A 13,171-nucleotide genomic window follows, 5' to 3' on the forward strand; every position below is an offset into this window, starting at 1 on the left:
GTCAGCGGCGCGCGCGCATCGAAGGTCGAGGCCAGGGTCGCCGCCCCCGAATCCAGACCGAGCGCCACGGTGAACACCTTGAACGTCGAGCCCATCTCATAGACCGACGCCGCCGCGCGGTTCTTCAGGGCCTCGGGATCGCTCGCGCCGGCCTGGTTGGGGTCGAAGGCTGGATAGCTGGCCACGCCCAGGATCTCGCCGGTGTGGACATTGGTGATGATACCGACCGCGCCCTTCACCTGATGGGCGGCGGCCGCCTTGAACAACTCATCCTCCAGCGCCGCCTGGACCCGCAGATCGATGGAGAGCGGCACAGCAGTCTTGGACGCAGCGTTGTTGCGGACCAGGTCGTTCAGGGCGAACTCGGCGCCGGCCAGGCCCTCGCCGCCGGTGTCGGAGAAGCCGATCAGGTGGGCCGCGGTCTGGCCCAGCGGGTAGACCCGGCGCTCCTCGCGCTCGAAGGTCACGCCCGGCAGCCCCAGGGCGTGGACCCGCGCGCGGGTCTCCGGCGTCAGGCCGCCGATCAGAAAGCTACGCCGCTCGCCCTTCAGCGCCTTCTGCAAGCGCGCCGCCGACAGCTTCGGCAGGGCCGCTGCCAGGGCTCGGCGCGTCTCCGCCGTGTCCCAGATCTCGCGCGGGTCGATATAGAGGCCATAGTGCAGCAGGTCGGCGGCAAGCATGGCGCCGTTGCGGTCGACGATGTCGGCCCGAGCCGCACCCACTGGGCCTGAAAGGCTCGACCCCGCGCCGCCCGAAAACACCGCGCTGCGCGTCGCTCCGACCGCCAGCGTGACGAACCCGGCCGCGAACAGGGCCAGCACGAAGAAGATGCGGATGCGCGTATCGTCCTCGGCCTTGCCGGCCGCCCGGGCGCGCTCGAAGGCATGCTCCAGGCCCCAGACCTGGGCCTTCAGCCAGCGCCAGCCGGGGGGCTGGAAGGAGGGATTGGCCATGGTCACGGGTTGACCCCCGCCACGCTGACCTGGGCCACCTGGGTCGGACCGGGGCCGGGCGCGGCGGGCGCCGCGGGCGCGGCAAGCTCGACCGGGGGCGGGGCGGCCAGGACCTTGGGAGCGGACTTGATCTGGGCGGCCAGCGCGATCTCACCCAGCTTCTCTGGCGTGACCTCGTTCTTGGCGGGGATGGGGACCATGCCCAGATGGGCCGACGAGAGCTGCTCGATCCGCGAAGGTTGCTCAAGGTGGGCGACCTCGGCCTGCAGCAGGCGGATGCGGTCGCGCTCGGCGTCGATCTGCTTCTCGACCGTGGCGATTTCCGTCCGCTCGCGGCCGGCGATGGTCTTAGCCAGGTAGACCGACAGGATGATGGCGGCCAGCACTCCAGCGGCGACCACGTCGATCAAGCGAAAACCTCTGATCTTGCGACTGAACACGCTCATGCGGCTTCCTTCCAGACCGGAGCCTCGGTGCGAACGGCGGCGCGCAGCTTGGCGGAACGCGCCCGGGGGTTGGCGCGAATCTCGTCGTCGGACGGGGCCCGGGCGCCGCTGAACAGCAGGTCGAAACTGGGCTTGGCCTTGACCTCGATCGGCGGGGCGTGCCGCGAGCCGCCGGGCGTCTTGCCCGCCCGCAAGGTGAAGAAGGCCTTCACGATCCGGTCCTCCAGCGAATGGAAGGTCACCACGGCCAGACGGCCGCCCGTCTTCAGGACCTGCTCGGCGGCCACGAGACCCGCCTCCAGTTCGCCCAACTCGTCGTTCACGGCGATGCGCAGGCCCTGGAAGGACCGCGTGGCCGGATGGACCTTGGCGCCCCGACGCCCCCCCAGGGCGCGCTCGATGTGTTCGGCCAGGTCAAGCGTGCGGGTGAAAGGTTCGATCTCCCGCCGCCGGACGATCGCGCGGGCGATCCGGCGGGATTCGCGCTCCTCGCCGTAGACCCAGAGGATCCGCGCCAGGTCCGCGATCTCGGCGGTGTTGACCAGGTCGGCGGCGGTGGGGCCGTCAGCGCCCATCCGCATGTCCAGCGGTCCGTCGCGCATGAACGAAAAGCCCCGCTCGGCCTCGTCGACCTGCATGGACGAAAGGCCCAGGTCCAGCGCCACCCCGTCGGCGCCGCCCTCGCCCAACTCATCGCTCATCCGCGAGAACGTGCTCTCGACCAGCCTGAAACCCGCGCCCATGTCCTGCGCGAAGCGCCGGGCCGTGGGATCGCGGTCGAACGCCACCACCTGGGCGCCGCTGGCCATCAGCGCGCGGGAATAGCCGCCGGCGCCGAAGGTGCCGTCGACGATCACCTTGCCAGGTCCCGGCTGCAACGCCTCGATCACCTCAGGCATCAGGACGGGGACGTGCGGCGCCTCCATCTCACGCCACTCCAAGCTTGGCGGCGCGCTGCTGGGCGCGGAGCTGGGTCAGGCCCTCGCGAGCCAGTTCGCGCTGGGCGGCGCGATGGGCCTGGAACGCCGCGCGCTCCCAGATCTGGAAACGATCGCCAAGGCCCACCAGCACCACGTCGTCCACCAGGCCGAACTGGTCGCACAGTTGCTCGGTCAGCGTGATGCGGCCGGCGGTGTCGAAGGCCATGCGGACCTGTCCGCCCAGGACGGAGAACTCCACCGCCGAACGGGTGGGATCGCCGAACGGCATCTCCTCGATCAGCGCCAGGTAACGATCGAACAAGGCTTTTCCGCCCCCCTCGATGCAGTCGGCTTCGATGGAAGGAAAGCAGATGATTCCGTCGAACGGGCCAGAGACAAGAGCGCGGAACTCCTGCGGCACAACGATGCGCCGTTTAGCGTCCAGTTGTTTCTCGAACGTCGAGAGAAACATCGCGCCCAAACCCCACTCGGCGGCTCCGGATGAACCGCCCCTACCCGCCTTCAGTTGGCCAACGCGCCTCGCCCCGCCGCGACGCGCCCACACCCCAGCGGACGACTATTGGGTTAACATGGGATCAATTGGGAGACAATGACTCCAAACCTCGATTTCGCGCGAAAACAAAGATGTCGCATCGACTTATGGTTAACAGCCGTCAACTATTCACAGAACATACATGGAACATGTTAAGTATAATCGCCCCTCGCGCGAAACCGTGGACGGATGAAGAGATCAGACGGCCTGTAAGCCGGGTTCTGTGCCGCCGGCGAGCCGGCGCGGCGATCATTCCTCTGGACCGGCCCTTGCGGGACGGTTCTCGCGACCTACCCGGACGCCTCGGACCTACGACAGTCCTGCCCATGCGAGATGGGCGCAGCGTCCCTATTCGGTCTTGCTCCTGGCGGGGCTTGCCATGCCGTCCCTGTCACCAGGTCCGCGGTGGGCTCTTACTCCACCCTTTCACCCTTACCTGGACCGAAGTCCGGGCGGTTTGCTTTCTGTGGCGCTATCCCTGAGGTCGCCCTCGGCGGGCGTTACCCGCCGCCATGTCGTTGTGGAGCCCGGACTTTCCTCGACGGCTTGCGCCGCCGCGACCGCCCGGCCGTCTGATCGCGGCGATCAATGGCGGCCAAGTCCTGCGCGGTCAAGCCGCACCCGTCCAGAGCGGAGAGGACCCCTTCATGAACCGCAGGAAGAACCTGACCCGCGCCATGTCCTGCCCGGCGGCCTGGTCGGCGATGAACACGTCGTACCAGACCGCCTCGGTCTTCGGGCTCTCGGCCAGGGCGTGGACCTTCGTGCGCCCCACATAGTCCACGCCGGCCCTGAGCGGTCCGGCCAGGTGCTGCACCTCCAACGCCCCGAACAGCCCCACGGCCTTGCCCGCGCTTCCAACCACGGCGGCGCGGGCGCCGTGCGCCAGCACCACCGCCATGGACGGGGGCAGGATCAGGTGGTCGGGCCCGTATTCGGGCAGCAATTCGGTGATGGTTGCCAGGCGCTTGGCCAGAGCCTCGGGCGTCACCGCGAGCGGGATATCTCGCGCCTCATCGCCCGCCCTCACCGCGGCCAGGATGCGCAGGGCGCCCGACGCGGGCGGCTCCTGCGCCTTCAGGCGACAGGCCAGTTCGGACCCGCTGTCGTCGTCGATGCTGGCTGTCCCCTCGCAGATCAGGGCTCCGGCCTCGTTGAACATGGTGAGCGCCGCGCGATCGGCGCCCGGCTTCACCGTGGCGCGCACAGCCTCGCCGTCCACGGTCGCCTGCTTGAACATCAGCGAGAGCCCGCCGGTCTCGAACCAAGCCGGGCCATGCAGCGCCAGCAGCGCCGGGACGAACTGGTCCATGTGGATCGAGCCCGCCACCGTGCCGCCTCGAAAGCCCAGCTTCGAGGCCGTGGCGTCGTCGTGGATCGAGCCCTTCACCTCCTGGGCGGTGTTCCGCGGAATCCGGAACGGTCCGGCGTGTTCCTGCTGTTCGGCCAGCGTCATGGCATCCTCCCTGGCGCGGACTTCGCCGCGTTTCTGGCTTAGCGTATGGCCAAACACCCTGTCCTGCCAACGATGGTCTTGCGCCGGCGACTGGCCTGAGCCAGCCTGGACTAAGGCTCCGACAGAGGGCCGCCGCGATGGGAGGAAACCGATGGACGCCGCAAGCGCCGAGCTCGACCTTGGTCGCCGGGTCACCCAGGCCGCCGAGACAGGCATGATGCACGCCGTCTGGGCCGAGGTGTCCCCCGACCGCGTGGCCGTCTACGATCCCGACGGCCGGACGCGGACTTTCGGCGTGCTGAACGCCAACGCCAACCGCATCGTGCGCCTGATGCGCGCCGCGGGTCTGGGTCCCGGCGACGCCGTGGCCCTGCTCTGCACCAACCGCGCCGAATTCGTCGAGGTGCTGTCGGCGGCCATGCGCACGGGCATGCGGCTCACCCCCGTCAACTGGCACCTGACCGCCGACGAGATCGCCTATGTGATCGCCGACTGCCAGGCCAAGGCCCTGTTCGCCGACGCGCGGGTCACCACCGCGAAGGCGGCCGCCGACCAGTGCCCCGCGTTGAAGGTCAAGGTCGCCATCGGCGGCCCGATCGAGGGCTTCGCGCCCTATGACGAGACCCTGGCCGCCCTCGACGGCTCGGACATCCCCGACCCCAGCCGCGGCCACACCATGCTCTACACCTCGGGCACCACCGGCCGGCCGAAGGGGGTGTTCAAGCCGAACGCGGCCAACCCCGAGTTCAGCGGCGTCTACGACCGCGAGGTGGACCTGCACATGTGCGCCGGCCCCGCCTATCACGCCGCGCCATTGCTGGGCGACGTCCGCCGGCCGCTGATGAACGGCGTGCCGGTGGTGTTCATCGACCGGTGGGACACCGAGGGCGTGTTGCGCGTCATGGCCGAGCGGCGGGTCACCCGCACCCACCTGGTGCCGATCATGTTTCAGCGGATGCTGGCCCTGCCCGACGAGGTGCGCGCCAAGTACGATCTCTCGGCCCTGCGGCAGATCACCCATGGCGCGGCGCCGTGCCCGCCGGAGGTTAAGCACGCGATGATCGCCTGGGTAGGCCCGGTGCTGCACGAGTACTATGCAGGCTCGGAGGGCGGCGCGGGTTTCGTCATCGGGTCCAAGGAATGGCTGACCAAGCCCGGCAGTGTCGGCCGTAGGCCCTTTTCCGACAGCGCCCGCATCCTGGACGAGGACGGCGCCGACTGCCCTCAGGGGACCGCCGGCACGATCTACATGAAGCTGCCGGACGGCGGCTTCCAGTACTACAACGACCCGGGCAAGACCGCCGCCAATCGCCGCGAGGGCTACTTCACCCTGGGCGACATCGGGTTCTTCGATGAAGACGACTACCTGTTCCTCACGGGCCGCAGCGCCGAGACGATCATCGCCGGCGGGGTGAACATCTACCCCCAGGAGATCGACAACGAGTTGATCAAGCATCCCGACGTGGAGGACAGCTGCACGGTCGGCGTTCCCCACGACGAGCGGGGCGAGGAAGTCCGCGCGGTGATCCAGCTCAAGGCGGGGCGTGAGGCCAGTCCCGAAGTCGCCCGGGCGATCCTCGACTACGCCAACGCAAACCTCGCCAAGTACAAGGTGCCCAGGGCCATCGACTTCGTCGCGGAACTGCCGCGCAGCGCGGCGGGCAAGATCCTGCGCAACAAGGTCCGCGCGCCCTACTGGGAAGGCCGGGCGCGCCAGATCTGACCTAGAACTCCGCCGAGCCGCCGTCGCAGGGCACAACGGTTCCGGTCGTATAGGCGCTGGCCCGAGAGCTGAGGAAGATCGCCACCCCGGCGATGTCTTCCGGCGTGCCGATCCGGCCGCGGGGATTGGCCTTGGCGATGGCGTCGCCGGCGCGGGCCAGGGTCGCGGCCATCATGTGGCTTTGGAAGGGGCCCGGCGCGATGGCGTTGACCAGGATGTGCTCGGGGGCCAGCCGCTTGGCCAGGTGGCGCGTCAGCATGATGCAGCCGGCCTTGGAGGTGGAATAGGCGTAGGTCTCCAGGCCCGGAGGCTGGATGCCGTTCACCGAGGCGATGTTGATCACCCGGCTGGGGTTCTCGTGTGTCGCCGCGGCGCGCAGTTGCGGCAGAAGCTTCTGGGTCAGGAAGAAGATCGACTTCACGTTGAGGTCGACGGTCTTGTCCCAGCCGTCCTCAGGATACTCGTCGATGGGCGCGCCCCAGGTGGCGCCGGCGTTGTTGACCAGGACGTCCAGCTTGCTCTCGCGCTCGGCCACCGCCGCCGCCAGGCCGGTGATCCCGGCCATGCCGCCCAGGTCGAAGGGCAGCGAGATGCAGGTCCCGTGCTGCGACAACTCCTCGGCCAGGGCGTCGCAGACATTGGCCTTGCGCGAGGAGATGTAGACCTTGGCGCCGTTCTCCACGAAGCCCCGGGCGATCATCTCGCCGATGCCGCGGCTGCCGCCGGTGACCAGGACGGTCTTGCCTTCGACATTGAACAGATTGCGCATGGACGGGTCCTGTGTTCTCGAATTCGCGGTATGCCAAAGGGCGGAAAGTTCGTCGCGCAGAGTGCTGACGGCGGATGCGGCTCAGGTCAAGCCGGGAGCAGCAGGCCCATGGCGATGTCAGCCTCGAACGCGCCATCCGGCATCCGCACGCGCTTCTCGAAGCGACCGTCGATCACGAAGCCGAGGCGCTGGTAGAGGGCGATCGCGGCGGTGTTGCCCTCCCGCGCCGCCAGCTCGACCCGCACGATACGAGGCCTCATCTCAGCCGCCGCCGCGAACAGGGCCCGGAACAGACCGCTTCCGACGCCCTTCCCCTGATAGTCCGGGTCGACCGCCACGGTGAGGTCGGACAGCACATGGGCGAACTGGTCAGGCCCGATGCGCGAGGCATGGATCTCGCCGCACAGCCGCGCCCCGTCCCAGGCGCCCAGGGTCACGCCCTCCGTCGCCGCCTTGGTCAGGAAGCCGCGCACATAGACCAGGTCGATCTCGTCGGGTCGCCGCGCCAGGCCGCCCGGCGCCGCGGCCGTGGCCTTGTAAAGCGCCAGCACGGCGTCGGCCTGCGAGGCCTCGATGGGCCGGATGTCGAACGCGGCCACGGTCAAGCGGCCGCCCGAAGTAATGCGATCAGCCGCGCCCGCGTCATGCCGTCGGCGACGCCGTCGACCCGCTCCGGCCGCCAATGGCGCTGGAAGGCGCGCACCACCGTGGCGGTGGCCGCGTCGAACTTGCCCGACGGCGCGCAGTCATAGCCCAGACGAGTGAAGCCGGCCTGCAGGGCGAAGACCCCCGCCCCCTCCTCACCCTCGCCCAGAGGCTGGCCGGGCGCGGCGTCGGGCTCGACCCAAAGGCCGTGGCCAGCTTCGGCCAGTCGCTTCCACGGGAACAGCTCACCGGGGTCGGTCTTGCGGTCTGGAGCGACGTCGGAATGGCCGACGATGCGGCTGTCCTCGATGTCCCAACGGGTGCGGATATCGCTTAGCAGTTCGATCACCGCCGCGATCTGGGCTTCGGGAAATGGCCGATAGCCGAACTCGTGGCCCGGATTGACGATCTCGATCCCGATGGAGCGGCCGTTGATGTCGGTCTCGCCCTTCCAGGAGGACAGCCCCGCGTGCCACGCCCGCCGCGCCTCGGGCACCAGGCGGAACACCCGGCCATCCTCCTCCACCATGTAGTGCGAGGACACCTTGGCCGCAGGCTCGCGAAGGCGCGCTAGCGCCTCCGGGCCTGAAGGCATGCCGGTGTAATGCAGGATGATCAGGTCCGGCGGGACCAGCCGTTCGTTGAAGTTCGGCGAAGCCGCCTCGATGAAATTCACTTGTCGCGGTTCCGAAGGGCGAGCAGCAGCAACATGGCTTGGTTGGGCCTCAGGGCGATGATGAGGACGCCTACGATCGCCACGGCGGCCCCAAAGGCCATGCGCGCGTCGAAGGGGTCGTGGGTGATCAGGACTCCGAGCCCGATGGTGGCCAGCGGGGTCATCAGGGTCAACGGCGAGATGAGATTGGCCTCATACCGCTGGATAAGGCCGTAATAGAGGGTGTGGCCCACCACCGAGACGATCAGGCCCGAGAACAGCACCGCCGCCAGGAAGGGCCAGCCGCTGGCCACCGCCACGGCGGCCGCGCCGGGTTCCAGCCACGCCGACAGGGCCGCCAGGGGGATGAACGACGAAAGTCCGACCCAGGCCTGCATCTGCAAGGGCTTCAGGCCCTCCATCTGCTTCAGCATCACCGCGCCCAGCGAGCCCATGAAGGCCGCGCCCACCACGAACAGCAAGCCCGGCGCGATGCGGAAGCCGTGTGGGTCCCACATGACGGTCAGGGCGCCCAGCAGGGTCAGCCCGATGCCGAGCAGCCGTCGCGGCGTCAGCCGCTCACCGAGCAGCATGAAGGACAGGAAGGTGGTCATCGGCACCATGACCTGGCTGACGACAGCCACCGCCGATGGGGTGGAGGTCTTCAGCCCGACGAACATCAGGGCGAAGTTGCCGCCACCCATGAGCAGGGCCACCACGATCAACCGCCAGATCGGGCGCGGCGCCGGGCGCAGCCAGGGGAACACCACCACCGCCACCACCGCGAAGCGCACGGCCGCGTAGAACAGCGGCGGGACCTCCATGTACGAGACCACGAACTTCGATACGATGTTGTTCGCCGCCCAGACCAGGCAGACCATGACCAACAGAGCGAAGTCGCGAAGCGCCATGGCCTCGCCTTAGGCTCGGTTCGACGACCTTTGGCAAGCGTGCCGATTGTACAGGGCCATAAGAAACGCCCTAACCGCCCCCGGCGCAGCGCGCGCGTTTGCGCGCGAGGAGGCTCCGTTCAGCCGCATTATCGGTACGGGCGATGGCGGCCTGGTAGGCCGCGGAGGCCTCAGGGCGGCGATCCAGGCGTTGGAGCAGATCAGCGCGCACGGCGTGGAACAGATAATATGCCGCAAGGTCGAGATCCTCGAGAAGGGCCAGGGCGGTCGCTGGGCCCTCGACCTCAGCCACGGCGACCGCGCGGTTCAGGGCGACGATCGGCGTCGGCGCCACCGCGAGAAGCTGGTTGTAGAGCGCCAGGATCTGCCGCCAATCCGTCGCCCCGGCGAACGGCGCATCGCTGTGAACGGCGCAGATCGCCGCCTGGATCTGGTAGGGACCGGGCCGGTCCAATCGAAGGCAGGCCCGCACCAGGGCCTGGCCTTCTGCGATCAAGGCGCGGTCCCATAGCCGACGATCCTGCTCGGGCAGCAAGACGATCTCGCCGCCCGGTCCTAGTCGCGCCGGCCGGCGCGCGGCGGTCAGCAGCATGAGGGCGAGCAAGCCGGCGACCTCGGGTTCCCGGGGCATCAGGCCGGCCAGCGTCCGGCCCAGGCGGATGGCCTCTTCGCAAAAGGTGTCGCGCGTGAGCCCCTCGCCGAGGCCGGCGACATAGCCTTCGTTGAAGATGAGGTAAACCACCGCCAGCACCGCGCGGAGTCGGGCCGGAAGGTCTTGCGCCGTCGGGACCCTGTAGGGGATCCTGGCGTCCCGGATCTTGCCCTTCGCCCGCACCAGCCGCTGGGCCAGGGTCGTCTCGGGCAGCAGGAAGGCGCGCGCGATCTCCGCTGTGGTCAACCCCCCCAGCAGCCGCAGGGTCAACGCCACCTGGGCGTCAATCCCGAGCGCTGGATGGCAGCAGGTGAAAACCAGGCGCAGGTGTTCGTCGTTGACCTCGTCCATCGCGTCCTCTTGATCGCCGTCCGCCGCGTGAAGCAAAGCGGCCTGGGCATGTCGGTCGTCGCGGGACGCTTCGCGGCGCAGGCGATCGATCGCCCGATTGCGCGCGGTGGTGATAATCCACCCGGCGGGGCTGGGCGGCGGCCCTGACGAGGACCACCGCGCAACCGCCTCGGCGAAGGCGTCCTGGACGGCCTCTTCGGCGATCGTGATGTCCCGGAAGGCCCGGACCAGGACGGCGACCGCCCGGCCGTGCTCTTCTCGGAACACACGTTCGACCGCGGAAAGCGGGAAGTTCTCAGCCATCCACGGGAAGTTTGTCGTCGAATTGAAACGGCCGCACCTCGATGGACAATGGCGCCAGGGTGTGGGCCAGCCTACGGCCCCATTCCAGGGCTACGTCGAGATCGGCGGCCTCTATGACGGTGAAGCCACCGATGTGCTCCTTGCCCTCGACGAAGGGGCCATCGGTTGTGAGGAGCTGGCTGTCGCGGCTGTCGTAGTGCAGCACCGTGGCCGTGCTGGGCGGGAACAGGCCGCCAGCGAAAACCCACGCGCCCTTCTCCCTCATCTCGGCGTTGAGCACGGCCAGATCCCGCATGATTGGCTCCAGGAACTCGGGCGGAGGCGGAGGGCCATCGGGTTGATAGATGCTGAGCAGATACCGGGTCATGGCGTCGTCCTTCATTCAGCAGCCGGCATCTTGCCGACTTTACACCCCTAAACGAACAGCCTCGCGCCAGATCGACACCGGCCGGCGTGCTCGTTCGAAAATACATCGATCGTCCGGCGACTTGGCTGACGTTTGGGAAGTCCGGAATGGTGACGCATTCAATCGGAGACGACCATGACCGCCGCCGCCTTCCTGGGCCCCGACGTCCGCGACTTGGGCGCGGCCTATATCGATCCCTCGGCCCGCCTGTTTGGTGATGTCGAGATCGGCGCCGAAGCTTCGATCTGGTGCAATGTGGTGGCGCGGGCCGAGAGCCAGCGGGTGGTCATCGGGCCTCGGGTCAACATCCAGGATTTCGTGATGATCCATGTGGGCGCCGGCACGCCGACCCTGATCGGGGCCAACTGCTCGATCACCCATCACGTCACGCTGCACGGCTGCGACATCGGCCCCGACTGCCTGATCGGGATCGGGGCGACGATCATGGACGGCTGCGTCGTGGGCGCGGGCTCGATCGTGGCTGGGGGCAGCTTCCTGAAGGAGGGGACCGTGATCCCGCCCTACTCCATCGTCATGGGCTCGCCCGGCGCCGTGACCAAGACCCGCGACAACAGCGTCGCCAACGCCATGAACGCGTTCCTCTACTGGCGCAACGGCCAGGCCTACGCCCAGGGCGACTATCGCCTTTGGTCGAAGGAGAGCTTCCGGGTTGAGATGGCGACCGAGCGCGACCGGCTCATGTCCGCCGCCGGGTGAACCGCAGCGCCGTCAGTGTGTTGGAGAACCCGACCACCTTGTTGTCCACCAAACCCACGGCCTTGGCAGCCGCCATGACCTCGACGTCCCTGACCGTGGCCGCCTTGCCCTTGCGCGAGACCACCCAGAGCGCGCCCTTGTCGGCCAACGCAGGGATCAGGTCGCCGAGACGGGCGAGTTCGTCGGCGCTGTCGGCGGCATAGAATAGGATGTCGAGGTCGGCGAGTTCGCTTGCCGGCGGAGCATCGCGCTCGGCCAACTCGCCGGCCAGGGCGTCGTCCGCCACGCCGAGGATTGCCGTCCGCATGCCAGGCTTCACGCCCAGCTTGTCCAGCCGCCCCTTGGGATTGAGGATCGCCTGCGCCCAGTTCGCCGCGGCCTTCTCGCCCAGCGAAAAGCGCGCGCCGTCGACCAGCACCAGGTCGCCGGCCTCGACTCGGACGCCCTTCAGCTCATCGCCCTGGTAGACGCGGCGATGGACGCCCCGGAACAGGAGCCTCGGCGGCTCATACTGGAGCCGCCCGGAGTCCGCGCCGTCGGGGAACGTCGCCCGGACCTGCGCGTCCTTGCCCATGGATCGTCCGCCTAGGCCGCCCTGCCCAGGCTCAGCCCTTCGTACCGCGCCAGGTGATGGTCGGTGGAGCCGAAGGCGCCCTCGATCATGGTGGCGCGCTTGAAGTAGTGGCCGATCGCCATCTCGTCGGTCATGCCCATGCCGCCGTGCAACTGGATGGCGTTCTGGCCGACGAACTTGCAGGCCTTGCCGATCTGCACCTTCGCCGCGGAAACACCCTTGGCGCGCTCCTCGGCGCTGTCGTCAGCCAGCTTGATATTGGCCATGTAGGTCATCGAGATCGACTGCTCGAGCTGGATGAACATGTCCACCATCCGGTGCTGCAGCACCTGGAACTGGCTGATCGGCTGGCCAAACTGCTTGCGCTGCTTCGTATACTCCAGCGTGCCCTCGTGCAGGCGGCGCAGGACGCCGCAGGCTTCGGCGCAGGTGGCGACGATGGCCTCGTCGATCACCTTCTCCACCAGCGGCAGCCCGCCGCCTTCAGACCCGATCAGCGCCTCGGCCGGCAGGGACACGTTCTCGAAGGTGACTTCCGAGGCGCGGAAACCATCGACGGTGGGATAGTCCCGGGTGGCCACGCCCTTGGCCGACTTGTCGACCAGGAAGACCGAGACCCCGCCCGCGTCGCGCTGCGACCCGCCGGTGCGGGCGGTGACGATCAGGTGGCTGGCCCAGGGGGCGCCGATGACCACGGCCTTGGCGCCGTTCAACACATAGCCCGCGCCGTCCTTCTTGGCGGTGGTCTTGAGGTCCTGCCAGCTGTAGCGGGCCTGCGGCTCGGCCGCGGCGAAGGCGATGGTGGTCTCGCCCGCGATGATCTGGGCGATGACGTCGGCCGCGCCGGAATGGCCGGAATGCTTCAGGAAGCCGCCGCCGATCACCACTGTGCCGAGATAGGGCTCGACCACCAGGGCTTTGCCGAACTCTTCCATGACGACCATGTTGTCGGTCGGACCGCCGCCCAGGCCGCCGAGCTCCTCGGAGAACGGCGCGCCCAGGATGCCCAGCTCCTCGGCGAAGGCCTTCCAGACGGCAGGCCGCCAGCCGGCCTCGGTCTTCAGCGCATCGCGCCGTTGCTCGAAGCTGTAGTGGTCGGCCAGAAAGCTGGCGACCGTGTCGCGCAGCATCGACTGT

At 68.5% G+C, this 13,171-nt stretch carries 15 protein-coding genes and 1 other RNA gene; 2 read left to right on the top strand and 14 right to left on the bottom strand.

The annotated features are described in order from the left end of the window. The 6 genes from RMO04_RS13950 to RMO04_RS13975 all read right to left on the bottom strand — a co-directional run. Nucleotides 1-953: penicillin-binding transpeptidase domain-containing protein (locus RMO04_RS13950; protein WP_309645375.1), on the bottom strand; the 953-nt coding region annotated here is incomplete at its 3' end. 2 nt (nt 954-955) lie between these two features. Next, nucleotides 956-1,399 (bottom strand): cell division protein, encoded by a 444-nt coding sequence (locus RMO04_RS13955; protein ID WP_309645376.1) that lies wholly within the window; start codon nt 1,397-1,399, stop codon nt 956-958. Then, a complete protein-coding gene (rsmH, locus tag RMO04_RS13960) occupies nt 1,396-2,325 on the bottom strand; it encodes a 16S rRNA (cytosine(1402)-N(4))-methyltransferase RsmH (RefSeq protein ID WP_309645377.1) in 930 nt (309 codons plus the stop codon). Before rsmH ends, RMO04_RS13955 begins: the two co-directional genes overlap by 4 nt. A gap of 1 nt (nt 2,326) precedes the next feature. After that, nucleotides 2,327-2,791 (bottom strand): division/cell wall cluster transcriptional repressor MraZ, encoded by a 465-nt coding sequence (locus RMO04_RS13965; protein ID WP_309645378.1) that lies wholly within the window; start codon nt 2,789-2,791, stop codon nt 2,327-2,329. A 275-nt stretch (nt 2,792-3,066) separates the two neighbouring features. Beyond that, an RNA gene (rnpB, locus tag RMO04_RS13970) (RNase P RNA component class A) lies at nt 3,067-3,448 on the bottom strand. Nucleotides 3,449-3,482: 34 nt separating this feature from the next. Then, the gene (locus RMO04_RS13975) at nt 3,483-4,328 is read right to left on the bottom strand and encodes a hypothetical protein (protein ID WP_309645379.1); all 846 of its coding nucleotides are present in this window, start codon (nt 4,326-4,328) and stop codon (nt 3,483-3,485) included. Between the two features lie 151 nt (nt 4,329-4,479). On the opposite strand from RMO04_RS13975, the gene RMO04_RS13980 reads away from it, so the two are divergent. Beyond that, a complete protein-coding gene (locus RMO04_RS13980; protein WP_309645380.1) occupies nt 4,480-6,051 on the top strand; it encodes an AMP-binding protein in 1,572 nt (523 codons plus the stop codon). Nucleotide 6,052: 1 nt separating this feature from the next. On the opposite strand, the gene RMO04_RS13985 is transcribed toward RMO04_RS13980, so the two are convergent. The 6 genes from RMO04_RS13985 to RMO04_RS14010 all read right to left on the bottom strand — a co-directional run bounded on the left by RMO04_RS13985 (nt 6,053) and on the right by RMO04_RS14010 (nt 10,704). Next, complete coding sequence (locus tag RMO04_RS13985) at nt 6,053-6,820, bottom strand: SDR family oxidoreductase (RefSeq protein WP_309645381.1); 768 nt, start codon at nt 6,818-6,820, stop codon at nt 6,053-6,055. A gap of 86 nt (nt 6,821-6,906) precedes the next feature. Beyond that, complete coding sequence (locus tag RMO04_RS13990; RefSeq protein ID WP_309645389.1) at nt 6,907-7,419, bottom strand: GNAT family N-acetyltransferase; 513 nt, start codon at nt 7,417-7,419, stop codon at nt 6,907-6,909. Nucleotides 7,420-7,421: 2 nt separating this feature from the next. Beyond that, nucleotides 7,422-8,141, bottom strand: coding sequence for an N-acetylmuramoyl-L-alanine amidase (locus RMO04_RS13995; protein ID WP_309645382.1), 720 nt, complete (start codon nt 8,139-8,141; stop codon nt 7,422-7,424). Continuing rightward, nucleotides 8,138-9,031: a DMT family transporter gene (locus RMO04_RS14000; RefSeq protein ID WP_309645383.1), complete on the bottom strand. Its 894-nt coding sequence runs from the start codon at nt 9,029-9,031 to the stop codon at nt 8,138-8,140. The genes RMO04_RS13995 and RMO04_RS14000 overlap by 4 nt, the downstream gene beginning before the upstream one ends. 70 nt (nt 9,032-9,101) lie before the next feature. Further along, nucleotides 9,102-10,337 carry a sigma-70 family RNA polymerase sigma factor gene (locus RMO04_RS14005; protein ID WP_309645384.1) on the bottom strand — a complete coding sequence of 412 codons (1,236 nt, stop codon included), beginning with the start codon at nt 10,335-10,337 and terminating at the stop codon, nt 9,102-9,104. Beyond that, a complete protein-coding gene (locus RMO04_RS14010) occupies nt 10,330-10,704 on the bottom strand; it encodes a YciI family protein (protein ID WP_309645385.1) in 375 nt (124 codons plus the stop codon). Before RMO04_RS14010 ends, RMO04_RS14005 begins: the two co-directional genes overlap by 8 nt. A gap of 174 nt (nt 10,705-10,878) precedes the next feature. Here RMO04_RS14010 and RMO04_RS14015 point away from each other — a divergent pair, with 174 nt between their 5' ends. After that, entirely contained in the window at nt 10,879-11,460 is a 582-nt protein-coding gene (locus RMO04_RS14015) for a gamma carbonic anhydrase family protein (RefSeq protein WP_309645386.1), read from the top strand. Here the strand turns inward: RMO04_RS14015 and RMO04_RS14020 are convergent. Beyond that, on the bottom strand, nt 11,441-12,034 hold the full coding sequence (locus tag RMO04_RS14020; RefSeq protein ID WP_309645387.1) for a DUF3052 family protein: 594 nt from the start codon (nt 12,032-12,034) through the stop codon (nt 11,441-11,443). The genes RMO04_RS14015 and RMO04_RS14020 overlap by 20 nt on opposite strands. Before the next feature lie 11 nt (nt 12,035-12,045). Next, nucleotides 12,046-13,171: acyl-CoA dehydrogenase family protein (locus RMO04_RS14025; protein ID WP_309645388.1), on the bottom strand; the 1,126-nt coding region annotated here is incomplete at its 5' end.

The organism is Phenylobacterium sp. (genome assembly GCF_031412415.1).
GTDB lineage: Bacteria > Pseudomonadota > Alphaproteobacteria > Caulobacterales > Caulobacteraceae > Phenylobacterium.

Excerpts from the sequence above, each read along its gene's own strand:
- RMO04_RS13965 (WP_309645378.1), bottom strand. The coding sequence starts at position 2,791 with ATGTTTCTCTCGACGTTCGAGAAACAACTGGACGCTAAACGGCGCATC.
- RMO04_RS13980 (WP_309645380.1), top strand. The coding sequence starts at position 4,480 with ATGGACGCCGCAAGCGCCGAGCTCGACCTTGGTCGCCGGGTCACCCAG.
- RMO04_RS14000 (WP_309645383.1), bottom strand. The coding sequence starts at position 9,031 with ATGGCGCTTCGCGACTTCGCTCTGTTGGTCATGGTCTGCCTGGTCTGG.
- RMO04_RS14015 (WP_309645386.1), top strand. The coding sequence starts at position 10,879 with ATGACCGCCGCCGCCTTCCTGGGCCCCGACGTCCGCGACTTGGGCGCG.
- RMO04_RS13985 (WP_309645381.1), bottom strand. The coding sequence starts at position 6,820 with ATGCGCAATCTGTTCAATGTCGAAGGCAAGACCGTCCTGGTCACCGGC.
- RMO04_RS14010 (WP_309645385.1), bottom strand. The coding sequence starts at position 10,704 with ATGACCCGGTATCTGCTCAGCATCTATCAACCCGATGGCCCTCCGCCT.
- RMO04_RS14005 (WP_309645384.1), bottom strand. The coding sequence starts at position 10,337 with ATGGCTGAGAACTTCCCGCTTTCCGCGGTCGAACGTGTGTTCCGAGAA.
- rsmH (WP_309645377.1), bottom strand. The coding sequence starts at position 2,325 with ATGGAGGCGCCGCACGTCCCCGTCCTGATGCCTGAGGTGATCGAGGCG.
- RMO04_RS13955 (WP_309645376.1), bottom strand. The coding sequence starts at position 1,399 with ATGAGCGTGTTCAGTCGCAAGATCAGAGGTTTTCGCTTGATCGACGTG.
- RMO04_RS13975 (WP_309645379.1), bottom strand. The coding sequence starts at position 4,328 with ATGACGCTGGCCGAACAGCAGGAACACGCCGGACCGTTCCGGATTCCG.
- RMO04_RS14020 (WP_309645387.1), bottom strand. The coding sequence starts at position 12,034 with ATGGGCAAGGACGCGCAGGTCCGGGCGACGTTCCCCGACGGCGCGGAC.